Annotated in this window: 22 protein-coding genes; 13 read left to right on the top strand and 9 right to left on the bottom strand. The window is 71.4% G+C overall.

The genetic code is table 11. From position 1 onward, the window contains the following. Positions 1-58: 58 nt before the first annotated feature. From C8N24_RS05290 to C8N24_RS05280, 3 genes are read left to right on the top strand one after another with little or no spacing between them, the layout of a single operon-like run. Positions 59-445, top strand: coding sequence for a MerR family transcriptional regulator (locus C8N24_RS05290; protein ID WP_121248706.1), 387 nt, complete (start codon positions 59-61; stop codon positions 443-445). Further along, a complete protein-coding gene (ahcY, locus tag C8N24_RS05285; protein ID WP_121248704.1) occupies positions 442-1,863 on the top strand; it encodes an adenosylhomocysteinase in 1,422 nt (473 codons plus the stop codon). The genes C8N24_RS05290 and ahcY overlap by 4 nt, the downstream gene beginning before the upstream one ends. 16 nt (positions 1,864-1,879) lie before the next feature. Then, on the top strand, positions 1,880-3,058 hold the full coding sequence (locus C8N24_RS05280) for an adenosylhomocysteinase (protein WP_281272616.1): 1,179 nt from the start codon (positions 1,880-1,882) through the stop codon (positions 3,056-3,058). Here the strand turns inward: C8N24_RS05280 and C8N24_RS05275 are convergent. Beyond that, positions 3,033-3,875 (bottom strand): PhzF family phenazine biosynthesis protein, encoded by an 843-nt coding sequence (locus tag C8N24_RS05275; RefSeq protein ID WP_121248699.1) that lies wholly within the window; start codon positions 3,873-3,875, stop codon positions 3,033-3,035. The genes C8N24_RS05280 and C8N24_RS05275 overlap by 26 nt on opposite strands. Before the next feature lie 124 nt (positions 3,876-3,999). On the opposite strand from C8N24_RS05275, the gene C8N24_RS05270 reads away from it, so the two are divergent. Beyond that, positions 4,000-4,644: a CDP-alcohol phosphatidyltransferase family protein gene (locus tag C8N24_RS05270; protein WP_121248697.1), complete on the top strand. Its 645-nt coding sequence runs from the start codon at positions 4,000-4,002 to the stop codon at positions 4,642-4,644. On the opposite strand, the gene C8N24_RS05265 is transcribed toward C8N24_RS05270, so the two are convergent. After that, entirely contained in the window at positions 4,623-5,465 is an 843-nt protein-coding gene (locus C8N24_RS05265; RefSeq protein ID WP_211339844.1) for a cytochrome c oxidase assembly protein, read from the bottom strand. The genes C8N24_RS05270 and C8N24_RS05265 overlap by 22 nt on opposite strands. 331 nt (positions 5,466-5,796) lie before the next feature. Here C8N24_RS05265 and C8N24_RS05260 point away from each other — a divergent pair, with 331 nt between their 5' ends. Next, positions 5,797-6,474, top strand: coding sequence for a ComF family protein (locus tag C8N24_RS05260; protein WP_121248693.1), 678 nt, complete (start codon positions 5,797-5,799; stop codon positions 6,472-6,474). A 271-nt stretch (positions 6,475-6,745) separates the two neighbouring features. Here C8N24_RS05260 and C8N24_RS05255 read toward each other — a convergent pair whose 3' ends face one another. Further along, positions 6,746-7,978 (bottom strand): EAL and HDOD domain-containing protein, encoded by a 1,233-nt coding sequence (locus tag C8N24_RS05255; RefSeq protein ID WP_147447644.1) that lies wholly within the window; start codon positions 7,976-7,978, stop codon positions 6,746-6,748. 90 nt (positions 7,979-8,068) lie between these two features. On the opposite strand from C8N24_RS05255, the gene hpf reads away from it, so the two are divergent. From hpf to purU, 3 genes are read left to right on the top strand one after another with little or no spacing between them, the layout of a single operon-like run. After that, positions 8,069-8,437: a ribosome hibernation-promoting factor, HPF/YfiA family gene (gene hpf, locus C8N24_RS05250; RefSeq protein WP_121248689.1), complete on the top strand. Its 369-nt coding sequence runs from the start codon at positions 8,069-8,071 to the stop codon at positions 8,435-8,437. Between the two features lie 45 nt (positions 8,438-8,482). Then, complete coding sequence (secA, locus tag C8N24_RS05245; RefSeq protein ID WP_121248687.1) at positions 8,483-11,341, top strand: preprotein translocase subunit SecA; 2,859 nt, start codon at positions 8,483-8,485, stop codon at positions 11,339-11,341. A gap of 24 nt (positions 11,342-11,365) precedes the next feature. Beyond that, entirely contained in the window at positions 11,366-12,190 is an 825-nt protein-coding gene (purU, locus tag C8N24_RS05240) for a formyltetrahydrofolate deformylase (RefSeq protein WP_121248685.1), read from the top strand. Positions 12,191-12,195: 5 nt separating this feature from the next. Here the strand turns inward: purU and C8N24_RS05235 are convergent, their stop codons facing one another. Beyond that, the gene (locus C8N24_RS05235) at positions 12,196-13,635 is read right to left on the bottom strand and encodes a phospholipase D-like domain-containing protein (protein WP_121248683.1); all 1,440 of its coding nucleotides are present in this window, start codon (positions 13,633-13,635) and stop codon (positions 12,196-12,198) included. 32 nt (positions 13,636-13,667) lie between these two features. Between C8N24_RS05235 and prfB the strand changes: the two genes are divergently transcribed. From prfB to nadA, 3 genes are read left to right on the top strand one after another with little or no spacing between them, the layout of a single operon-like run. Next, the gene (gene prfB, locus C8N24_RS05230) at positions 13,668-14,774 is read left to right on the top strand and encodes a peptide chain release factor 2 (protein ID WP_121248680.1); all 1,107 of its coding nucleotides are present in this window, start codon (positions 13,668-13,670) and stop codon (positions 14,772-14,774) included. Between the two features lie 25 nt (positions 14,775-14,799). Beyond that, complete coding sequence (gene nadC, locus C8N24_RS05225; RefSeq protein WP_121248678.1) at positions 14,800-15,633, top strand: carboxylating nicotinate-nucleotide diphosphorylase; 834 nt, start codon at positions 14,800-14,802, stop codon at positions 15,631-15,633. Beyond that, positions 15,630-16,607 (top strand): quinolinate synthase NadA, encoded by a 978-nt coding sequence (nadA, locus tag C8N24_RS05220; RefSeq protein ID WP_121248676.1) that lies wholly within the window; start codon positions 15,630-15,632, stop codon positions 16,605-16,607. The genes nadC and nadA overlap by 4 nt, the downstream gene beginning before the upstream one ends. 52 nt (positions 16,608-16,659) lie before the next feature. Here nadA and C8N24_RS05215 read toward each other — a convergent pair whose 3' ends face one another. The 4 genes from C8N24_RS05215 to C8N24_RS05200 form a co-directional block, all read right to left on the bottom strand. Then, a complete protein-coding gene (locus C8N24_RS05215; RefSeq protein WP_121248674.1) occupies positions 16,660-17,292 on the bottom strand; it encodes a hypothetical protein in 633 nt (210 codons plus the stop codon). Between the two features lie 32 nt (positions 17,293-17,324). Next, entirely contained in the window at positions 17,325-18,647 is a 1,323-nt protein-coding gene (locus C8N24_RS05210) for an RNA polymerase sigma factor (protein ID WP_170178858.1), read from the bottom strand. An 87-nt stretch (positions 18,648-18,734) separates the two neighbouring features. Then, positions 18,735-19,097, bottom strand: a complete 363-nt coding sequence (locus C8N24_RS05205; RefSeq protein ID WP_245971767.1) for a hypothetical protein — start codon at positions 19,095-19,097, stop codon at positions 18,735-18,737. 44 nt (positions 19,098-19,141) lie between these two features. Then, positions 19,142-20,392 carry a M16 family metallopeptidase gene (locus C8N24_RS05200; protein ID WP_121248668.1) on the bottom strand — a complete coding sequence of 417 codons (1,251 nt, stop codon included), beginning with the start codon at positions 20,390-20,392 and terminating at the stop codon, positions 19,142-19,144. A gap of 85 nt (positions 20,393-20,477) precedes the next feature. Here C8N24_RS05200 and ftsE point away from each other — a divergent pair, with 85 nt between their 5' ends. After that, entirely contained in the window at positions 20,478-21,296 is an 819-nt protein-coding gene (ftsE, locus tag C8N24_RS05195) for a cell division ATP-binding protein FtsE (RefSeq protein WP_121248666.1), read from the top strand. After that, positions 21,297-22,190, top strand: coding sequence for a cell division protein FtsX (locus tag C8N24_RS05190; RefSeq protein WP_121248664.1), 894 nt, complete (start codon positions 21,297-21,299; stop codon positions 22,188-22,190). Here C8N24_RS05190 and C8N24_RS05185 read toward each other — a convergent pair. After that, the gene (locus C8N24_RS05185; RefSeq protein WP_121248662.1) at positions 22,187-23,719 is read right to left on the bottom strand and encodes a PP2C family protein-serine/threonine phosphatase; all 1,533 of its coding nucleotides are present in this window, start codon (positions 23,717-23,719) and stop codon (positions 22,187-22,189) included. The genes C8N24_RS05190 and C8N24_RS05185 overlap by 4 nt on opposite strands. Position 23,720: the final 1 nt, after the last annotated feature.

The following is a 23,720-nucleotide window of genomic DNA, read 5'->3' as shown; positions in this document are numbered from 1 at the left end:
CGCTCACAAAGGCAAACCTTGACACAACTCTGTCAAGGTCTCGCTACACTGGCCCCCAGTGGACGCGCTCACGATCAACGAAGCGGCTGAGACCACGGGCTGGAGCCCGCGGATGCTCCGTTACGTCGAACGCGTCGGGCTCCTCGAGCCCAAGCGCTCGGCCGCCGGCTACCGGCTGTACGGCCCGGCCGAGCTGCAGCGCCTGCGCACCTTGCGCGAGCTGCTGGACGAGCACGACATCGGCCTGTCCGATCTCGCGTTCGCCCTGCGGCTGCGCCGTGACGGTGAGCTCCGCCAGGCCACGGACGCCTGGTTCGAGGCCGAGGCGCAGCGCCCGGAGGACGTGTCGTCGTCCGACTGGCTGCGCTTCGAGCAGACGAAGCACGAGCGCCTCCTCGCCGCGCTGGCGCGCCGCATCCCCACCCCCACCCCGGAGACCGTATGACCGCCATCACGACGCCCGACTACAAGGTCGCAGACATCGGCCTTGCCGCTTTCGGCCGCAAGGAGATCCAGCTCGCCGAGCACGAGATGCCCGGCCTGATGCAGACGCGTGCCGAGTACGCCGACGCGCAGCCGCTCAAGGGCGCGCGCATCACCGGCTCGCTGCACATGACGATCCAGACGGCCGTCCTGATCGAGACGCTCGTCGCGCTCGGTGCTGAGGTCCGTTGGGCGTCCTGCAACATCTTCTCGACGCAGGATCACGCCGCGGCGGCCATCGCCGAGGCCGGCATCCCGGTCTTCGCCTGGAAGGGCGAGACGCTCGAGGAGTACTGGTGGTGCACCGAGCAGGCGCTGACGTGGCCTGACGGCGAGGGCCCGAACATGATCCTCGACGACGGTGGCGACGCGACGCTGCTCGTCCACCTGGGCGTCGAGTACGAGGCCGCCGGCGCCGTCCCGTCGCCCGACACGGCCGACAACGACGAGCACCGCATCATCCTCGAGACGCTCACGCGCAACCTGGCCGAGGATGGTCAGAAGTGGACGCGCGCCGCGGCCACGATCAAGGGCGTGACCGAGGAGACGACGACGGGCGTGCACCGCCTGTACGAGTTCGCCAAGGAGGGCAAGCTGCTCTTCCCGGCGATCAACGTCAACGACGCGGTCACCAAGTCCAAGTTCGACAACCTCTACGGCTGCCGCCACTCGCTGGTCGACGGCATCAACCGCGCGACCGACGTGATGATCGCCGGCAAGGTGTGCGTCGTGCTCGGCTACGGCGACGTCGGCAAGGGCTGCGCCGAGGCGCTGCGTGGCCAGGGCGGCCGCGTCATCGTCACCGAGATCGACCCGATCTGCGCGCTGCAGGCCGCGATGGAGGGCTACCAGGTCGCCACGCTCGAGGACGTCGTCGAGACCGCCGACATCTTCATCACGACGACCGGCAACAAGGACGTCATCTCCGCCGCGCAGATGCAGCGGATGAAGCACCAGGCGATCGTCGGCAACATCGGCCACTTCGACAACGAGATCGACATGGCCGGCCTGGCCAAGATCGACGGCATCGAGCGCGTCGAGATCAAGCCGCAGGTCCACGAGTGGCGCTTCGCCGACGGCTCGACGATCATCGTCCTGTCCGAGGGCCGCCTGCTCAACCTCGGCAACGCGACCGGCCACCCGTCGTTCGTGATGTCGAACTCCTTCACGAACCAGACGATCGCCCAGATCGAGCTGTTCACGAAGACCGACGACTACGAGAAGAACGTCTACGTGCTCCCGAAGCACCTCGACGAGAAGGTCGCCCGCCTGCACCTCGACGCGCTCGGCGTGCGCCTGACCGAGCTGACCCCGACGCAGGCCGCCTACATCGGCGTGCCGGTCGAGGGCCCGTACAAGCCGGATCACTATCGCTACTAAGCCGTCATCCGGCTTATTGCGCATTGACTGGGCGGACGGGCAGATGCCCGTCCTCCGGTCGATCCGCGAGCGGTTCTCCCGCGACCGGCCCCTTGACGGGCTGGTCGTGGGGTTGTGCCTGCACATCACCTCCGAGACAGGGGTGCTCGTGCGGGCGTTGTCCGCCGGCGGCGCGGACGTGGTGCTGTGCGCCTCGAACCCGTACGCCACGCAGGCGGACGTCGCCGCCGCGTTGGGCGACATCGCGGAGGTCCACGTCGGCGCGCCCGACGACTGGGCCGACAGCGTGGCCGCCGTCGCGGCCCGCGCACCGCGGATCGTGCTCGACGACGGAGCCGACCTCCTGACCGCGCTCCACAGCGTGCCGCAGCTGCTCGAGGGCATGCTCGGCGGCACCGAGGAGACGACGACGGGGCTCGCGCGGCTACGCGCGATGGACCTCGCCGTCCCGGTGCTGGCGGTCAACGAGGCGCGCGCCGAGAAGGCGCTCAACGACCGGTTCGGCACCGGGCAGTCCGTGATGGACGGCATCCTCCGCGCGACGAACGTGCTGCTCGCCGGGCAGACCGTCGTCGTTCTCGGCTACGGCTGGACCGGGCGCGGGGTCGCGCTCGCGGCCCAGGGCCTGGGGGCGTCCGTGATCGTCTGCGAGGTCGACCCGCTCCGCGCGCTCGAGGCGCGGATGGAGGGCTTCTCCGTCACGCGGTCGCTGGACGCGGCCGCGCGCGGCGACGTGTTCATCACCGTCACCGGCGGGCAGGACGTGCTGCGCGCCGAGCACTTCGCGGTGATGAAGGACGGCGCGGTGCTGGCCAACGCGGGGCACTTCGACGTCGAGATCTCGCTGCCCGATCTGCGCTCCGCGGCGCAGTCGGTGCGTGACGTGCTGCCGCTCGTGCGCCAGTACGACCTCGGCGGCCGGCGGCTGAACCTGCTCGCCGGCGGGCGGGTCGTGAACCTCGCCGCCGCCGAAGGGCATCCGGCGGCGGTGATGGACGTGTCGTTCGCGCTGCAGGCGCTGGCGGCGGAAGCGCTGGCCACGGGGTCGTTCACCCCGGGCGTGCATCCCGTGCCCGACGGGATCGAGCGTGAGGTCGCCGCGCTGAAGCTGGCGGCGCTGGGCGTCGAGATCGACGAGCTGACGCCCGAGCAGGCCGCCTACCGCTCGCTCACATCGCCACCGCCCGGCCGCTGACGCGGATCTCGGGGCGGCTCGCCTCGTCGATCGTCACGGTCAGCAGCGACGGGCGGCCCATGTCGACGCCCTGGTGGATCGTGATCGTCGTCGGCGGAGTGACCGCGCCGGTCTCGCGCAGGTAGTTGCCGAACGCGGCCGCCGCGGCGCCGGTCGCCGGGTCCTCGACGACGCCGCCGACCGGGAACGGGTTGCGCGCGTGGAACGTGGTCGCGTCCTCGCGGTAGACGAGGTCGACCGTGATGAGCTCGTGCTCGAGCATCAGCGCCTTGAGCGCGTCGAAGTCGTAGTCGAGGTGCGCGAGGCGCTCACGCGTCGCGGCGGCGAGGATCAGGTGGCGGGCGCCGGCGTAGGCGATCTTCGGCGGCAGGTCGGCGTCGAGGTCCTCGACGATCCAGCGCAGCGCGTTGAGCGCGCCGTGCAGCGTCTCGCTCGGGAGGTCCTCGACGTGCGGCACGACGCTGGTCAGCGTCGCAGTGACGTTGCCGCTGGAGCCCTCGGTGTGGACGGGCACGGTGCCCGCCTTGGTGTGGAAGACCAGCGTGCCGGTGCCGTCGCGCTCGGCGAGCGCGACGCCGGTGGCGATCGTCGCGTGCCCGCAGAACGGCACCTCGGCCTCCGGCGCGAAGTAGCGCACGTCGTACTCGTTCGGGGCGTCCTCGCGGGCGGTCACGAACGCGGTCTCGCTGTACCCGAGGTCGGCCGCGATCCGGAGCATGTCGTCGGCCTGCAGGCCGGTCGCGTCCAGGACGACGCCGGCGGGGTTCCCGCCGTCGGGGGTCTCGGTGAAAGCGGCGTAGCTCAAGATCGCGGTCATGGGCCCGATCGTCGCAGCGGGCCGGTGCGCGGGCGGTGTGGCTAGCTCGTCATCACGGAACGTGTAACCCCGTTGCGGCATTCGGTTATGTCTTGTTGAACGACGGTCAACAAGGAGAGCGGCGATGGAAGAGCGCGAGACGACATTCCTCCTGGCCCGGCCGGAGCGGTGGCTGCTGCGGGCGATCGCGAAGCGGCTGCCCGGCTGCGTGCGGCCGGACCACCTGACGGTGCTGGCGCTGGCCGCGGCGGTCGCGTTCGCGGTGGCGGCGGCGACCGGGCACTTCTGGACGGCAGCGGCGCTGCTGGTCGTGCACTGGTTCGGCGACTCGTTGGACGGGACGCTCGCGCGGGTCCGGAAGGCGGAGCGGCCGCGCTACGGCTACTACGTCGACCACCTGGCGGACGCCGCGGCGACCGCGCTCGTCGGCCTCGGCCTCGGGCTGTCGGCGTCGATGCACCTGACGGCCGGGCTCGTGCTCGTGGTCGCCTACCTGGCGCTGTCGATCAACTCGTACCTGGAGACGCACGCGTTCGGACGCTTCTCGCTCGGGTACGGCCGGCTCGGGCCGACCGAGGCGCGGATCGCGCTGATCGCGCTGCTCTCGGTGGTGGCGCTCGGCGTCGAGGTGTCGTGGCTCGGGCTCACGCTGCTCGACCTCGTCGCGCTGGGCGGTGCGGCCGTGATGCTGCTCGCGCTGCTCGCGCGGGCGTGCTCGAACCTGCGGGTGCTCGCGGCGCGCGAGCCCTACCGGGGCGCGGCGCCGTAGCGCTCCTCGCGCTCGTCGGCCTCGTCCGCCTCCGAGAGCATGCGGATGAACAGGTAGGCGAGCGCGACGCCCATCACCAGCGACTGCTCCAGCGCCATCAGGACGCCCGCGATGTGCTGGTCGTCGATGGCGCTCAGGCCCCACCGCGTGCCCTCGTTGGCGTAGTAGTCGTAGAGGACGTTCGGCGCGAAGCCGAGCATGATCCCGAGGAAGCCGACCGCGATCTTCGTGCTGGCCATGTACAGCACGGGACCGAGCCCGCCGAGCCGCATGCGGCTGCGGATCGGCGACAGCAGGTGCCACCAGTACAGCGCGCCCGCCGCGGCGAAGCTCAGGTGCTCGAGCGTGTGGATGAAGCTGTGCTCGAGCGCCGCCTCGTACATCACCGGGATGTGCCAGATCCACATCGACGCCGCGTACGCGACCACGCCGAACGCCGGATGCCCGAACGGCCCGGCCTTCCGCTCCAGCCAGTGGATCCGGCGCGTCACCGGCCGCAGGATGTGCTTGGTCAGCGCCACCGTCAGGCAGATCGGCACCAGGTCCGCGAGGATCAGGTGCTGGACCATGTGGAACGTCGCGAACTGCTCGCCCAGCCGGTCCACCGGCGACAGCAGCGCGACCGCGAGCAGCGCGATCCCGAGCAGCCACAACGCCAGCCGCCCGTAGCCCGCCGCGCGCGCCCCGCCTTCCCTGCGCGACGTCCGCCAACGGGCCACATAGACCCACACGTACGCGATCAGCGCCACGAGGATGATCGGCGCGAAGTTCCACCCCGCGTCGACGGGCTCCGCAGCGCCCAGCAAAGTCGGCACAAACACCGCACAGGATTGTGACGCGTCGCCACAGACACGCCACGCGCCGATCCGGACAATGTGGACATGCCCGCCCTCCCGCCCGCCACGCCGCCCGCCTGGTCGGCCGCGCTGCCGGCTCGCCGGGCCGCGCCGCGCGCTCCCGCGCCGCACGCTTTCGCTGCCGCGCCGCGCGCTCTACCGCCCGCGCCGCGCGCTCTCGCGCCCGCGCCGCGCGCTTTCGTTGCCGCCCTGCGCGTTCTCCCGCCCGCCCTGCGCGTTCTCCGGCCCGCGCTGCGCGCTCCCGCGCCCGCGCCGCGCGCGCTCCGCATCGCGCCGTCGTCGGCTCTTCCGGCCCGTGCGCGTTCTCGCTGAGCTGGTCGCGGCGATCGCGCCGCCCGCGTGCGTGGCGTGCCGTCGGCCGCTCGCGCGGGCGGACGACCGGCTGTGCCGTGCGTGCACGGTCGCGTTGCCGTGGTTGCGGCCCGGCTGCGAGCGCTGTGGCCTGCCGCGTCACCGTGGCGCCGGCTGCCCGGCCGCGACGGCCGCGTTCCCGCGTGCGTGGGCGCCGCTCGCGTACCAGGGCGTCACGCGCCGGCTCGTCGCGGCGTTGAAGTTCCATGCCGCGCTGCCGGTGGCGGACCTCATGGCGGCGCACCTGGCCGCGAACCTGCCGGCGGCGCTCCGTGATCCCGCCGCGGTGCTGGTCCCCGTCCCCGCCCAGCGCGCCCGTCGCCGGGCGCGCGGCTTCGACCCCGCGAGCGTGCTGACCGACGCGCTCGGCCGTCGCGTCGAACGCCCCGTCGTCCGCTGCCTCGTGCGCGAGGACCGCGCGGGCCGCCAGGTCGGCACCGGCCGCGCGTCCCGTCGCGCGGCCGGCCGGATCTCCGTGCGCGTGCGCGGCGATCCGCCGCCGATCGCGATCCTCGTCGACGACGTCCACACGACGGGCGCGACGCTGGACGCGTGCGCGCGGGCGCTCACCGAGGCGGGCGGGGGCGTGCTGGCGGTGGTGTCGTACGCGCGGACGTTGTGAGCGGCGTTCAGCCCGGGTGGCGCGCGCCGGGCTGCGTGCGCCCGGGCGCGGGCCGCGCGATCGTCCGCGGTGCGAGTGGTGGGTTTGCTGGGCTCTGCCCAGCAAAGTGACCAGTGGCGTGTTGGGGGCCCGGTCCGCGCCCGGGTGGGACCCGGCGGAGCGGCTCACCCGCACAAGAGCGCGACGCCCGACGGTGTGCTTCCCGACGCGACGAAGGCCCGGCGTGCGCCAGTCGAGCTGAGCGCCACGCGAGAGCCGTCGCGCTCAAGGACTACGCGATCGCGCGCCCCGTCTCGTCCGCCCACTCGAGCGCCGCGCGGTAGGCACCGGCTAGCGTGGGCCGGGTGTCGCTGGTCGGCAGCGTCGGGAACTCACCGCGCTCGTAGGCGGTGACGGCGGCGAGGAGCTCGCCCTTCGGGCCTTCGCGGCGGAGGAGGGCGGCCTGGAGCTCTTCGGTGAAGGGGAGGGACTCGAGGACGTCGGCCATCGGCATGTCGAGCAGCGCGTCGGCCACCGAGAAGAGGCCGATGGTGAACATCATCTCGCGCTCCTCGGTGGTGGTGTGGCCGACGAGGATCTCGCACATGTGGGCGCGGCGGAGGCCGAGGGAGACGAGCTCGTCGGGCACGTCGGGGATCGAGGCGAGGACCATGACGGTCGCCCAGCGGCGGACGGTGCGCACGCCGAGGAGCGACAGCGCCTCGTGCACCGACGACACGTTGCGGGGCAGCGAGAAGAAGGCGCTGTTGACGTAGCGGAGCAGCTTCAGGGACAGGCCGACGTCGGAGGAGATGATCCGCTCGAGGTCCTCGAAGGAGATGTCGCCGCTGGTGAGCTTGTTCAGGCGGCGCAGGGAGCCGAGGCCGGCGGTGGCGACGCCGCGGTGCTTGAAGGTGCGGGGCTGGGCGAAGTACTCGCCCTGGAAGTAGGTGAAGCCGAGCTCCTGGCAGCGCAGGAAGGCGGCGTGGTCGCCGACCTCGGTGGCCACGAGCAGCGCGCCCTGCATCTTCGGCACGCGCAGCACGCGCGGCAGCTCGGCGGCCGGGATCCGCGACACGTCGACGCGCACGATCGAGCACAGCGACATCAGCTCTTCGACGTTGGCGCCGAGGTCGCCCTCCCACTCGTCCAGGGCGATCGTGTACCCCGAGCGCGACAGCCGCTGCAGGATCTGGAGCAGGTCCTCGCGGGCGTGGTAGGCCTTGATCTGCAGGACCGCGCGGTCGGGGCGGACCGGCGGCGGGCCGATCTCCACGAGGAAGTTGCGCGCGATCGTCACCCAGGCGGGGTGGCGGCCGGCGAGCGTCTCGAGCCCGATGTCCCCGAACGCCTCGACCAGCAGGGCGGAGGTGGCCTTCGCGTCCATCGCCGGGTCGCCGAGGTCGATCGACCCGCCGAAGCGCAGCTCGTAGCCGACGACGATGTTGCGGGCATCGGCGATCGGATGACGGACGACCGCTACTTCCTGGGGGCCTGACCGGCCAGAAGCGGGATCGGCTGGCACGGAGATGGCCACAACCTACATGTCGGCCGCGTGAGCCTGCGCCTTGAGGGGGTATGGTTCACAAATAGTTGACCCCGACAGAGGAGTCCCATGCAAATCGAGGTTAAGGGACGCAACCTTCAGGTCACCGACGAGATCAGGGAGTACGCCGAGCAGCGGTTCGCGAAGACCGCCAAGCAGGTGTCCGAACTGGCCGAGTTGGATCTCGAGGTGGCCGACGAGAACGTCCCGGGCGACCCGATAGCGGCGGAGGTCGTGCTCAGGCTCAAGGGCACGGAGCTGCGGGCGAAAGAGGTCTCGAAGGACCCGAAGCACGCGATCAACCTCGTCGCGGACAACTTGGAGCGCCAGGTCAAGCGCCACCGTGACAAACGGCGTGGCCGGCGCGAGTCGAGGGCCGCGGCGGACGTCGCGCGCACCACCCCGGCGACGTTCGAAGAAGCGCCCGGCAGCCTGTAAACCGCACACCCGGCCGGGGGCGCGCTACCGCTACGCTAGGTAGCTATGTCCATCCTCGAGCGCGCCCTCCGGCTGGGCGAAGCGAAGCAGTTCAAGGCCTACCAGAAGCGCGTCGAGCGCATCAACGAGTGGGAAGCCGAGATCGAGCTCCTCGAGGACGACGAGATCAAGGAGCAGTTCGCCGAGCTCCGCGAGCGCGTCCAGGAGGAAGGCCTCTCGCTCGACGAGGCGCTCCCCGAGGCGTTCGCGCTCACGCGTGAAGTGGGCAAGCGCCGCATGAACATGCGGCACTTCGACGTCCAGCTGATCGGCGGCATGGTGCTGCACGACGGCTCGATCGCCGAGATGCGCACCGGCGAGGGCAAGACCCTCACGGGCACGCTCGCCGTCACGCTCAACGCGCTCAGCGGCAAGGGCGTGCACGTCGTCACGGTCAACGACTACCTCGCCAGCCGTGACGCCAACTGGATGCGGCCGATCTACGAAGGCCTCGGCCTGACCATCGGCATCCTCCAGAACAACCAGCCCTACGAGGAGAAGCGCGCGGCCTACGCCGCCGACATCACGTACGGCACGAACTCCGAGTTCGGCTTCGACTACCTGCGCGACAACATGGCCACCACGCTGGAGGAGAAGGTCCAGCACGGCGGCCGCATCAGCGAGGACGGCAAGCCCGTCGCGATGCACAACTTCGCGATCGTCGACGAGGTCGACAACATCCTCATCGACGAGGCGCGCACGCCGCTGATCATCTCCGGCGCGCCCGAGCAGGCCGCCGATCTCTACGAGCGCTTCTCCAAGCTCGCGCCGATGATGGAGCCGGGCAAGAAGCCCGAGGGCATGGACCCGCGCGCGAAGAAGGAGTTCACGGCGGACTACGACTACGAGTTCGACGAGAAGCACAAGACGGTCTCGGTCACCGAGCGCGGCGTCGAGAAGGCCGAGCGGTTCCTCGGCATCGACCACCTGTACCGCGCCGAGAACGGCACGCTGGTCAACCACCTGCACCAGGCGCTGAAGGCCGAGTCGCTCTACAAGAAGGACGTCGACTACGCCGTCGTGGACGGCGAGGTCAAGATCATCGACGAGTTCACCGGCCGGATCCTGGACGGCCGCCGCTGGTCGGAGGGCCTGCACCAGGCCGTCGAGGCCAAGGAGGGCGTCCGCGTCCGCGAGGAGAACCAGACGCTCGCGACGGTCACGCTCCAGAACTACTTCCGCATGTACAACAAGCTCGCGGGCATGTCGGGCACGGCCCTGACCGAGGCCACCGAGCTGAACAAGATCTACAAGGTCGGCGTCGTGGAGATCCCCACGAACCGCCCGATGATCCGCAAGGATCAGAACGACCAGATCTACAAGACCCAAGAGGGCAAGTGGCGCGCGGTCACGCGCGAGATCCAGGCCCGCCACGACGCCGGCCAGCCCGTCCTCGTGGGCACGATCTCGGTCGAGGTCTCCGAGCTGCTGTCCGCCCGCCTGCGCAAGGTCGGCGTGCCGCACACGGTGCTCAACGCCAAGCCCGAGTTCGCCCAGCGCGAGGGTGAGACGATCGCGGAGGCCGGCCGCCCCGGCGCCGTCACGATCGCCACCAACATGGCCGGCCGCGGCGTGGACATCAAGCTCGGCGGCAACCCCGAGCACCTGACGCAGATCGAGCTCAACAAGCTCGGCCTCAAGCCCGGCGACCCCGACTACCAGGACCGCTTCAACGACATCCTCCCGAAGATGGAGGAGCGCGTCGAGGCCGACAAGGCCGCGGTCGAGGAGGCCGGCGGCCTCTACATCCTCGGCACCGAGCGTCACGAGTCCCGCCGGATCGACAACCAGCTCCGTGGCCGCGCCGGCCGCCAGGGCGACCCTGGCGAGTCGCGCTTCTTCCTGTCCGCCCAGGACGACCTGGTCCGCCTGTTCGCCGGCGACCGGATCTACAAGATCCTGGACCGCCTCGGCCCGAAGGGCGACGACGGCGAGGAAGAGCCGATCGAGGCGAAGATGCTCACGAAGCAGATCGAGGGCGCCCAGCGCAAGGTCGAGGAGCAGAACTACCTCATCCGCAAGCGCGTCCTCGAGTACGACGACGTCATGAACCAGCAGCGCGAGGTCGTGTACAAGTACCGCGACGAGGTGCTCGAAGGCCGCGACATGTCGGAGGTCGCGCGCGAGCAGATCGAGGCCGTCATCGGCCGCCTGGTCGACGAGTACACGCCCGGCGACTTCGTGGACGACTGGGACCTGGACGAGCTCTGGGTCCAGCTCGAGCAGATCTACCACGTGGACTTCGCGGCCGAGGAGATCGACCGCTCGCAGACCGATCGCGACCAGCTCAAGCGCCTGCTCGTGGACGACGCGATGAGCCTCTACGACGAGCGCGAGGAGGAGCTCGGCGACGAGCTCATGCGCGCGCTCGAGCGCTACCTCGTGCTGCAGATCATCGACCAGCGCTGGCGCGAGCACCTGTACGACATGGACTACCTGCGCGAGGGCATCCACCTCCGCGGGTTCGCGCAGATCGAGCCGCTGGTGGCCTACAAGAACGAGGCCTTCGTCCTGTTCGAGGACCTGATGAACTCGATCTGGTCCGACTTCGCGCGGATGATCTACAACGTCCAGGTCGAGGTGCAGGGCACGAACGGCGACGGCGCCCCGATCCCGGACCCGGCCGCTCCGGCGCAGGAGTTCGCCCCGCCGCCGCAGATGACGAGCGGCATGGGCGCGCTCGCCTACTCGGGCGGCACCGCCGCCGATCAGCCGACCGCCTACGGCCAGCCGGGCGAGCCGCCCGCCGAGGAGGCGCCGCCGGTCGTCGCCCAGCGCCGCGTGGACGAGCACGAGACGATCGGCCGCAACGACCCGTGCTGGTGCGGGTCGGGCAAGAAGTACAAGAAGTGCCACGGCGCCTAGTGGAGCGGTGAGTACGCTGGCCGTGTGAACGGCCGGCTGCTCATCCACTGCCACGACCGGCACGGCATCGTCGCCGCCGTCGCGGGCTTCCTCGCGGCGTCCGGGGCGAACATCATCAGCTCCGACCAGCACTCGACCGACCCCGAGGGCGGCGAGTTCTTCATGCGCATGGAGTTCAACTTCGAGTCCGGCGACCTCGAGTCGCTGGGCCGCGCGTTCTCGCAGGAGGTGGCGGAGCGCTTCGACATGCGCTGGCGCCTGACGGACGGCACCGCCCCGAAGCGCATGGCCGTGCTCGTCTCCAAGGAGGACCACTGCCTGGTCGACCTGCTGTGGCGCCACCGGCGCGGGGACCTGAACGCCACGATCCCGCTCGTCGCGTCCAACCACCCGGACTGGGCCAACGACGTCGCCGGCTTCGGCATCGCCTACCACCACGTGCCGTTCCCGAACGAGCCGGAGCTGATCGAGCTGCTGCGCGGGAGCTGCGACCTCGTCGTGCTCGCCCGCTACATGCGCATCCTCTCCGGGGACTTCCTCGCGCAGGTCGGGGTGCCGATCATCAACATCCACCACTCCTTCCTGCCGGCCTTCGCGGGCGCGAACCCGTACCAGCGCGCCTACGAGCGCGGCGTGAAGATCATCGGCGCCACCGCCCACTACGTGACCGAGGAGCTCGACGCCGGCCCGATCATCGAGCAGGACGTCGCCCGCGTCACGCACCGCGAGCCCGCGGAGACGATGGTCGCCCTCGGCCGTGACATCGAGCGCACCGTGCTCGCCCGCGCCGTCAAGGCCCACCTGGACGACCGAGTGCTCGTCTACGGCAACCGCACCGTCGTCTTCTAGTCAGCTCAGCCGTCGACCACCAGCGCGTCGAGCGGGCCGAGCAGGCGCCGGGAGCGGCGCGAGACGCCCGGCAGCTCGACGAGGTGGTGGGTGAGCGGCGCGCCCGCGCGCTGGCGCTCGAGCTGCTCGTTCGCGATCGGGCGCCACGCCTCGTCGACGAGGGTCGTGGCGTCGCCGGAGGCGTCGTCGCGCTCGAGGTGCTCGGCCCACAGCGTGTGCCGGGTGGCGCGGGCGAGGTCGGGGTCGCACGTGACGACGTCGACCTCGGTGTCGTTGAACAGCGAGTGCTCGTTGAGGTTGGCCGAGCCGATCGCGAGCCACTCGTCGTCGACGATGCCGATCTTCGCGTGCACGTAGAGCGGACCCGACCGCTCGCCCGAGCGCGACATGATCGTCGCCGCCAGGAACTGGTTGCGCCCGCCGTCGGCCTCCACGAGCCGGCCGAGCATGCCGCGCGTGTCGTCCTGGCCGTTGTTGGCCTTGTGCGGCAGCAGCACGACGACGCGGAAGTCCGGAGACGGCGGCCGGCGGAGCTTGGCCTCGAGGATGTGGACGATCTCGGGGGACCACAGGAACTGGTTCTCGAGGTAGATCAGCCGCTGCGCGCTGCGCAACGCGCGCACGTACGTCTCGAGCACGGAGAACTCGCCGCGCGGCAGGACCTTGTAGGCGCCCTCGGGCACGGTGCGGGTGAACTGGACGGTGGTGTCGCCGGCGGGCGGCACGTCCTCGGGCAACGCGAGCGCCTCGTCCGCGGTCGCCTCCCAGCGCATCGCGAAGTGCGCGGCGACGTCGCGCACGATCGGGCCGCGGAGCAGCGCGGTCGCGTCGTGCCAGCCGATCTGCTCGTGCTTGTGCGGATGGTCGTTGGAGTCGTAGCGGTCGCCGGCGAGCGTGGTGAGGTCGATGCCGCCGACGAACGCGAGCTCGTCGTCGACGATCACGAGCTTCTCGTGGTGGCAGTGCATCAGCCGCGTGCACGCGTCGAGCTGGCACTGGATCTTCGTGCCGCGCACGAGCCGCTCACGCGCGGCGCGCACCGCCGCGCGGCGGGGCTGGAAGACCGGCACCGGCGCGCCCGCCCACACGATGACGCGCACGGGCACGCGCTCGGCGACGTCGGCCAGCAGGTCCCTCACCGGCGTGGACTTGCGCGGGCCTGGGTCGAAGTCGGGCTCCAGGTGCCACGAGCACACGTGCACGTGGCGGCGCGCGCCGCGGATCGCCTCGGCCATGCGCGGGAGCGCGTTGGCGCCGTCGATCAGCACCTCCATCGCGTTGCCGGGGCGTGGCGGAGCGGCGTGCTGCGTCGCCCACAGACCGTCCGTGGCCGGTGCGAGCGCGTCCAGCTGACCGTGGCGCCGCATCCGCCGCATGTGGTGGTGGATCATCGCGTGCTCGATCCCGCCTCCGATGGCGGCGTCGACCCGATCGAGTGCCCTCATGCCTGACTGCGTACCCGCTACTGTCATCCGCCATGGCCTCCGATCAGTCCACCAACCAGCGGTTGGCCGCCATCCGTGAGCAGATGACGCTGCTGGCGGACTTCGTGGACCCGGCCGGCATGCAGGAGCGCCTGAGCACGCTCGAGGACGAGATGGGCGCCACCGGCTTCTGGGACGCCCCGGATCACGCCGCGAAGGTCAGCGCGGAGCACACGCGCACGCAGCGCCGCCTGGAAGCGTTCACCAAGCTCCAGGCCGACGCCGAGGACCTCGAAGGCCTCGCCGAGCTCGCGGAAGAGGACGCGGAGATCGCGGCGGAGCTCGAGGGCGCGATCGCGTCGGTCGAGGCGCGCCTGGGCGAAGCCGAGGAAGCGCGCCTGTTCACCGGCGACTACGACGCCGGCGACGCGCTCGTGACCGTCAACGCCGGTGCCGGCGGCACCGACGCCCAGGACTGGGCCGAGATGGTGCTGCGCATGGAGATGCGCTGGGCCGACTCGCGCGGGTTCAAGACCGAGCTGCTCGAGGCGAGCCCCGGGGAAGAGGCCGGCATCAAGTCCGCGACCTTCCGCGTCAGCGGCGACAACGCGTACGGGCTGTACTCGGCCGAGAAGGGCGTGCACCGGCTCGTCCGGCTGTCCCCGTTCGACTCGGCGAACCGCCGCCAGACGTCCTTCGCGGGCGTCGAGGTCGCGCCGGTGGTCGAGGAGGCGGGCGACATCCAGATCGACGACGACGACCTGCAGGTGGACACCTACCGCGCGTCCGGCGCCGGTGGCCAGCACGTCAACAAGACCGACTCCGCCGTGCGCATCACGCACCGGCCGTCCGGCATCGTCGTGCAGTGCCAGAACGAGCGCTCGCAGTCGGCGAACCGCGCGACCGCGATGGCGATGCTGCGCTCGAAGCTGATCGAGCGCCAGGAGGCCGAGCGCCAGGCGGAGATCGCCAAGGCGCGTGGCGAGACGCTCGACGTGAACTTCGGCTCGCAGATCCGCTCGTACGTCCTGCACCCGTACACGATGGTCAAGGACCACCGGACGGACTTCGAGGTCGGCAACGCCGGCGGGGTGCTGGACGGCGATCTCGACGGCTTCGTGCGCAGCTGGCTCGAGTCGAACGCCAAATCCCGTGCGTAGCCAGCTTTAGGTCACGCCGACTATTATGGTCGGCGTGACTGAAGACCTGATCGAGCGCGCGCTGGCCGAGGACGTCGGCGGCGGCGACGTGACGACCCTGGCCACCGTCGACGAGGGCGCGCGGGCGCAGGCGACGATCACGCAGAAGGCGCCCGGGGTGATCTCCGGGCTCGCGGTCGCCGAGGCCGTGTTCCTGCGGCTCGACCCGGACGCCGTCGTCGAGCGGCTCGGGCCGGAAGGCGAATGGCGCGAGCACGGTCCGGTGCTGCGCGTGACCGGCTCCGCGCGGGCGCTGCTGACCGCGGAGCGCACGGCGCTGAACTTCCTCGGCCGGCTGTCGGGTGTGGCCACCGCGGCGGCACGCGTGGTGCGCTCGCTGCCGCCGGACGCGGCGAAGATCCTCGACACGCGCAAGACGACGCCCGGGATGCGGCTGCTCGAGAAGCAGGCGGTCGTGGACGGCGGCGGCGTTAACCACCGCGTCGGGCTGTTCGACTTCATCCTCATCAAGGAGAACCACTCCGCGTCGGCGGGCGGCGTGGGGGAGGCGGTGCGGCGTGCGCGGGCCGCGCGGCCGGACCTGCCGCTGGCGGTCGAGGTGCGTGACGCGGCGGAGATCGCCGAGGCGCTGGAGGCGGGCGCGCCGCGGCTGCTGCTGGACAACATGAGCCCTGACGAGGTGCGCGCGGCGGTCGCCCAGGTGGGCGGGCGCGCGGAGCTCGAGGTGTCCGGCGGTGTGGACTCCGACACAGTTTTGGTCTACGCGACTATTAGTGGTGTAGACTACGTCTCGATCGGTGCTTTGACCCACTCCGCGCCGGTCCTCGATCTGTCGCTGATCTTGGAGACCGTCCAGTGAACCTGCTCACCCTTGAATCCGTGCCGGCCCTGCAGGCCGAGGTTCGGGCGCTCGCCGAAGAGCGCGGTGCCGTGATCCTCGCGCACAACTACCAGCTCCCCGAGGTCCAGGACGTCGCGGACTTCGTGGGTGATTCGCTCGCGCTCTCGCAGCAGGCCGCGAAGACCGACGCGGACGTGATCGCCTTCTGCGGCGTGCACTTCATGGCCGAGACGGCGTCCGTGCTGTCGCCGCACAAGACCGTGCTGCTGCCGGACATGGATGCGGGCTGCTCGCTCGCCGACTCGATCACGGCGGCCCAGCTGCGGGCGTGGAAGGCCAAGCACCCGGGCGCGCTCGTCGTGATGTACGTCAACACTACGGCTGAGGTAAAGGCTGAGACTGACTACTGCGTCACGTCCTCCAACGCCGTCCAGGTGGTCGAGCACATCTACCGCGAGCACGGCCCGGACACCGAGATCCTGTTCGGCCCGGACATGTTCCTCGGCGCGTATGTGGAGAAGCAGGTCGGCCGCAAGATGCATGTCTGGGACGGCGAGTGCCACGTGCACGCGGGCATCCGCCCGTCGGACATCTCGGCGATGCGCGAGTCGCACCCGGGCGCGGACTTCCTCGTCCACCCCGAGTGCGGGTGCTCGACGAGCGTCATGGAGTACGTCGCGGCCGGCGACGTGGACGCCGAGGGCGTCCACATGCTCTCGACCGGCGGGATGATGACGTGGGCCGCTCAGGCGCCCGCGGGCGCCACGGCGATCATGGCCACGGAGACCGGGATGCTGCACCCGCTGCAGATGGCGCGGCCCGACATCGACTTCGTCGCCGCCAACGAGGAGGCGGCGTGCCGCTTCATGAAGATGATCACGCTGCCGAAGCTGCGCGACACGCTGCGTGACGGGAGCGGAGTCGTGAAGGTGCCCGAGGCGATCGCCGAGCGCGCCCGGCTCCCGATCGAGCGCATGGTGGCGATCGGATGACGAAGGCAAGCAGCCCCTCCGCCCCACCCCGATCATCCGGCCTTCGGGTGCGTCAGGCCAACGTGTAGTCGACGAGGTAGTCGTCCTCGAGCTCGGCGCTCTGGAGGACGACGCCCTTCTCGAGCTCGTCGTCGGTGCAGGTGGAGGCGTCGGCGTTGGGGTCGACGTCCTCCTCCTCTTCCTCCTCGCCCTGGAAGAACCCGCCGAGCTCGTCGTCCTCGGTCACGTCGACCGAGTCGTCGTCGTCGAAGCCGGAGTCGTCAGCGGTCTCGTCCTCGGCGAGCGCGGGCGTGCAGTCCGTGTCGAGCGTGGCCTTGAGCTTCTTGCCGGTCGCGAACTCGCGGATCGTGATCGACGTGCCGTCGAAGGCCGTCACCACGCCGGCGTGCTCGGCGCCGTCCTTGACCCGGTCGCCGTCGGTGTCGGCCTTGCGCGGGTTGTTGCCGGACGTGACCTCGTCGCCGTCCTTGAGCCCGTCCTTGTCGCTGTCGGCCTTGCGCGGGTCGGTGCCGAGCTTGAACTCCTTGAGGTTCTTCAGCCCGTCCTTGTCGGCGTCCTTGGCCTTCCAGGTGCCCTTGAGGTGGTACTTGGCGGCGAACGCATCGACCTTGGTCTTCGCAGACGCGGAGTCGACGGGGACGAGCAGGAGAGTGGCCACGAGGGCGAGAGGGCCGAGCTTGCGCATGCTCTCGTCATCGACCGGACAGCCCGAGAACTTCAGTGCGAGTCGTCGTCGTGGCCGCTGGAGCCCGACGAGCCCGAGCCGGACGAGCCGCCGCCGGGGCCGGAGTGGTCTGAACCGGACCCGGACGAGCCGCCGCCGGACGAGTCGCTGCCGGGCCCGGAGTGGTCCGAGCCCGAGCCGGACGAGCTGCTGCCGGGGCCCGAGTTCGCCGACCCCGGCCCGGAGTTGTCCGCGCGCGGTGGATCGTCCGCGCGCGGCGCTTCCGTGGGGGTGGCGGCGACCGTCGGCTCGGGCCGCGGTGTCGATGTCGGAGCGGGCTCGCGCCGCGGCGTCGCGGTGGCGGTGGCGGTGGCGGTCGGCCGGTGCGGCGGACGTGCCGTCGGCTCGGCGCGCGGCGCGACGGCGCGCGGCGTGGACGCGGCCCGCGGCGTGGCGGTGGCCCGCGGCGTCGACGCGGCCCGGGGACGCCGCCGAGCGCGCGGGGACGCGGTCGGCGTGCGCGTCACGACGGGCGACGAGACGCGCGGCGTCGACGTCGGCGCAGCCGTGCGCGTGGGCGCCGGCGTCGCCGCCTCCGCGGTGGCGGGCGCACGCGGCTCCTCACGCACCACGACCACCGGCACGGCGACGGCCGCACTGGCGAGCACGGCACCGACACCGACCTTGGCCACGAACCCGCCCGCCCCGGCCGACCCCGCTCCCGCGGCGCCCGCACCGGCACTCGCACCGACCGAGGCCGCGCCACCAGCGGCTGCGCCGCCCGCGTCGCCCGCGCTCGCGCCGCCCGCGCCGCCCGCGCCTGCGGCCCACGTGATCAGCGGCAGCGGCGTGATCGCCGTCGCCGCGGCGCGGAGCGTCAGCCGGGCTCGGTGGACGAGCTGGCGGACCGCGCCTTCGCTCACGCCCAGCTCGGCGGCGACCTCGGTCTGGGGGCGGCCTTCGACGGCGACGCGCAGCAACGCCTCACGCTGGCGCTCGGGAAGCGCGGCCAGGCCCGTCAGGGCCTCGTGGAGGTCCATCCGGCGGTCCAGCTCGGATTCGCCGCTGGGCACCGTGTCCGGGAGCTCGGCCCAGTCTGGGCCGGCGGCGCGGAGGGCGTTCAGCGCCGTGTTGTGGACGATGCGGTAGAGCCAGGGGCGGAGGTCGCGGACCTGGTCGCCGCGCTGCAGGGCGCTCCAGGCGGCGAGGAAGGCCTGCTGGACGGCGTCCTCGGCACGGGCGTCGCTCAGGTAGCGACGGGCCGCGCGGACGAGCAGTGGCCGGTAGCGGCGGACGATCGCCTCGAACGCGGCCTCGTTCCCGGCGCGCGCCAGCGCGACCAGACGCTCATCGGACTGCGTGCGAAGGAGGACCACCCCACGCCGCTGTACGCAGCGCACGCATCATCGGTTCGACCGAGGTCGGATGATCGGGGTGGGGCGGAGGGGCTGCTTGCTTCGGTGTCAGGCGTGCTCGGGGAGCAGCTCGAGGCCCCACTCGGCCGCGTCGTGCACGGCCGGGAGGTTCTCGCGGCGGCGCTCGAACTCGACCGGCGTGTAGGCGTGCACGTCGGCGGGCGCGCCCATCTCGTAGGCGTCCCAGAGCGTGCCGGTCACGTACACGCGCTCCAGCCACGGGACGCCGTCGAAGTGCTCGGACACGAGCACGATCACGTACTCGGGACCGCGCTCGCGCTGCGGGCCGGCTCCGCGCATGTCCGCGACCCGCGCGCCGCCGAGCAGCGCGCGGTCAAGGGGCCACCGGTCCGAGACCCGGCGCACGTAGCGCTCGAGCTCGCGGTGGTTGAGCTCGTCGAAGCTGGTCACCCACAACCCATTGTGGACGACGCAACCACCAACGGCAAGGGTCTCTATGAGAACTCGGCCTGATCGTGAGGGCCGACGCAGGCGACCGAGAGCTGCTCGGAGATGCCGCGACCGACCTCGACGACCTGCTCGTAGGTGACCGCGTCCAGGGCCTCGATCGCCTTGTCGGGATCGATGTCCTGGCCGAAGACGACCGTCTGCTGCGCCGCGTGGCGCGCGACCGCGTTCGTGTTCTCGAAGGCCAGCACGCGCCGGCCGGCGGCGTACGCCCGCGCCCGCTCGACCTCTTCCTCCGACGGCCCTTCGGTGCGCAGCTCGTCGACGATCTCGCGCATGCGCGTAAAGGCCTCGACGCACTTGCCCGACTCGAGGCCGGCGGACAGCTGCAGGATCGGCACGTCCGCGAACGAGTGGTCCAGCGCGTACACGGAGTAGGCGAGCCCGCGCTGCTCGCGGATCTCGTCGAACAGGCGCGAGCCCATCGAGCCGCCCAGGAGCGTCGAGTACACGGCCAGCGCGGCGCGTTCGGCGGGCGCGCGCGGGTCGATCGACGGCCGGTAGGACATCCGCAGGTGCGACTGGGCGGACTCGCGCTGCTCGACCAGCGTCGTCGGCGCGAACGGCGGCGCCGGCTCGGAGCCGCCGTTGGCCGAGATCGACGGGAAGCGGCCGAACAGCTCGGCCAGCTCGTTGTCCTCGGGCAGGTGGTCGACGTTGCCGACGATGAAGGCGCCACCGCGCGAGCCCACCCACTGGCGGCGGCGGAAGGCGAGGATGCCGTCACGCGTGAACGTGTCGCGCAGGTGCTCCTCCGGCCCCAGCACCGGGCGGCCGAGCGGGTGGTCGCCGAACGCCGCGCGGTCGATCAGGTGCTCGGCGATGACCGACGGCTGGTCGTTGGAGCGCGCGATCTCCTGGATGACGACGCCGCGCTCGCGGTCGAGCTCCTCGGCGTCGATCTTCGGGCGGCCCACGAAGTCCGTCAGCAGGTCGATCGCCTCGGCGGCGACCTCCGCGCGGCACGTGATGTGGAAGGCCACGAGGTCGTGCGACGTGTACGCGTTCAGCACGGCGCCCATCGTCTCCGCGGTCTGGTTGACCTTGCGGTAGTCGTCGTACTTCTGCCCGCCCTTGAAGACCAGATGCTCCAAGAAGTGGGCCATGCCGTTCTCCTCGGGGCGCTCCGTGCGCGCGCCCGCGTCAAAGGCGACGAGGATCGTCGTCGACCGTGTGGGGAGCTCCACCCGGTGCAGCGGCAGGCCGTTCGGCAGGGAGGAGGACTCGATGCGCGCCATGGCAGATCAGCCTACTCAAGAGGCGTTGCAGGGAACCTTGCGTTCTCCGCGAACACCCCGCCGTACCCTCGACTGAGGACGCCCCATGGCTGCAACAGAACGACATCTACGCCGACGCCGCGCACGCGAAGGCGCTCATAGAACTGCTGCTCCGCACTCGCCCGCCACCGGCGCGGTGATCTCCTTCAGCGGCGTGGAGAAGCGCTACAGCGCGACCGACTCCGCTCTGGACGGGATCTCCTTCGACATCTTCCCGGGAGAGTTCGTCTTCCTCGTGGGCCATTCCGGCTCCGGCAAGTCGACGGCGATGAAGCTCCTCATCAAGGAGCTCGAGCCGACCGCCGGCGAGATCCGCGTGGCGGGTCGCGACCTGCAGAAGATCCCGCGCCCCCGCGTGCCGTACTACCGGCGCAACCTCGGCGTGATCTTCCAGGACTACAAGCTGCTCCCGAACCGCACCGTGTACGAGAACGTCGCGTACGCGCTGCAGGTCACGGGCGGCGGCCGCCGCGAGATCCGCGACAAGGTGCCGGACATCCTGCGCCTCACCGGCCTGAGCACGAAGCTGCACAACTACCCCGACCAGCTCTCCGGCGGCGAGCAGCAGCGCGTGGCGATCGCGCGCGCGTTCGTCAACCACCCGCCGCTGCTGATCGCGGACGAGCCGACCGGCAACCTCGATCCCGAGACGTCGATCGGGATCATGCAGCTGCTCTACCGCATCAACCAGACCGGCACGACCGTGCTCGTCGCCACCCACGACGTGGCGATGGTGGACAAGATGCGCCGCCGCGTGATCGAGCTCGCCGACGGCAAGATCGTCCGCGACGAGCAGGCCGGCGCGTACGCCGCGAACGAGAACACGCGCGAGTTCGCCATCCGCATGCGGGGAGCCCTCGGCTAGATGCGTCCCGTCTTCTTCCTGCGCGAGGCGCTCCGCGCGCTCAAGCGCAACGCGATCCCCAGCTTCGCCGCCATGGCCACCGTGCTCGTCACGGTGCTCGTGCTCGGCGTCTTCATCCCGGTCGTGCAGGCCACGACCGGCGCCGCGAACGAGGTCCGCGGCAAGGTCATCGCCGACGTCTACCTCAAGACGGACGCCAAGCAGGCGGACGTCGCCCGCGTCGACCGGCTGCTGAAGGCCGAGCCGATGATCAGCAAGGTCGAGTTCATCTCGAGCGACCAGGCGTACCAGACCGAGCGCAAGCGCAACCCGAAGGCGTACGAGCTGCTCGGGTCCAACCCGCTGCCGGACACGTTCCGGATCACGCCGCGCAACCCGGACGACATCTCCAAGATCAAGGACGCCCTGGCGCCCGAGGCCGCCGGCGGTGGCCGCACGGTCGTCGACCCGGCGATCGACGAGGTCCGCAACCGCGAGGAGGACACCAACAAGATCCTCGCCGTCACGGGCGTCGTGAAGATCACGATGGCGCTGCTCGCGGGCCTGCTGGGCATCGCCTCGATGCTGCTGATCGCGAACACGATCCGCCTCTCCCTCTACGCCCGCCGGCGCGAGGTCGAGGTCATGAAGCTCGTGGGCGCGACCGACTGGTTCATCCGCTGGCCGTTCGTGCTCGAGGGCGTGATCGTCGGCCTGTTCGGCGGCCTGCTCGCGATCATCCTGCTCGCGGTCGTCAAGATCGCGGTCGTCGACCCGCTGGCCGCCGACTTCGCGCTGATCGCGGCGCCGGACACGATCGACTTCCCGCTGCTGATCGGCCTCCTGCTGGTGGCCGCGGTCGCGGTCTCCGCGCTGGGCTCCGGCCTCAGCCTGCGGAAGTTCCTCCGGGTCTAGCCGTTGCCGACGTGCCGTGCGACGAGCACGGCCACGTCGTCGCGGCGCGCGCCCGCGTGCGCCGCGGCCCGGTCGACCCGGGTCGCGATGCCCGACGCGTCCTCGCGCGCCGCCGCGCGCAGCAGCTCCTGGAGGCCGGCGAGCCCGTACTGGTCGCCCGTCGTGCGGGCCTCGGTCACACCGTCGGTGAACAGCACGAGCGACTCCTGGCGGCCGAGCTCGAACGTGACGTCGAGCAGCTTCGGGTCCGGCACCCAGCCGAGCACCGATCCCGGCTTGCCGACCGGCTCCACGTCGCCGCCCGAGCGGACGACGAACGGCATCGGGTGCCCGGCGCAGCAGATCGTCGCGTGCGCGCTGCCGTTGAGCTCGATCCGCGCCATCGCGACCGTGCAGTAGCGCCCGCCGCCTTCGCCGCGCTCGGCGAGCAGCGTGCGGTTGACGACGTCGAGGATGCGGCTCGGGCTGTCCTCGTACTGCGCGGCCGTGCGCAGCGTGTGGCGGACCTGCGCCGTCAACGCGGCGGCGCGCGCGCCCTTGCCGGTGACGTCGCCGATCACGAGGTCCAGCCCGTCACGACGGGGGAGCACGTCGTAGAAGTCGCCGCCGATCAGGCTGCCGTCGCCGGCCGGGCGGTAGCGCGCCGCGAGGTCCATGCCCGCGAGCGTCGGCAGGCGCTCCGGAAGCAGCCCCTGCTGGAGCGAGTGGGCGACCGCACCGAGGTTCTCGTACAGGCGCGCGTTGTCGATCGCCAGCGCGGCGCGCAGCGCGAGGTCCTCTGCCAGGACGAGGTCCTGCGCGCCGTATTCGCGGCCGGGGGAGAACGACGCGAAGACGACCGCGCCGCGGATCGTCCCGCGCGCCTTCAGCGGCGCGATGATCGCCGTCGCGGGGCGGCCGAGCAGGCGGTCGGTCCGGACGATCTCCGCACGGCCGCTGCGCACGGCGCGGACGACCGGGTCGTCCGGGCGCGCCTCTCGCATCGCGCTGCGGTCCGTCCCCGTGGCCGCGAGCCGGCGCACCTCGTCGTGCCGGATCTCCTCGACGATGCACACGTCGCCGAGGAAGGGCACGGACATCCTCGTCAGCGAGTCCAGCGTGGAGTCGGGGTCCAGCGAGGCGTCCAGCAACGGGCCCGCGTCGGCCAGGAACGAGGAGCGGCGCTGCTGCAGGACGGCGGCCCGCCGGGCCGTGACGTCGATCTGCAGGCCGATGAAGTGCACCACGTGGCCGTCGCCGTCGCGCACCGGCGTGATGTACACCTGGTTCCAGAACGGCGAGCCGTCCTTGCGGTAGTTGAGGACCTCGACCGTCGTCGGGCGCTCGTCCGCGATCGCGCGGCGCAGCTCGTCGATCGCGGCGGGGTCGGTCCCCTCGCCCTGCAGGAAGCGGCAGTTGCGGCCGAGCACCTCGTCGGCCGCGTAGCCCGTCATCTCCAGGAACGGGTCGTTGACGTAGACGATCGGGTGATCGTCGCGCCGCGGATCGGTGAGCAGGAAGCCGGTGTCGGAGAGGTCCAGCCCCGCCACG

Origin of the sequence: Solirubrobacter pauli (assembly GCF_003633755.1) — a bacterium.
GTDB lineage: Bacteria > Actinomycetota > Thermoleophilia > Solirubrobacterales > Solirubrobacteraceae > Solirubrobacter > Solirubrobacter pauli.
The sequence above is the reverse complement of the archived record's forward strand: the minus strand, read 5'-3'. Positions and strand labels throughout refer to the sequence as shown.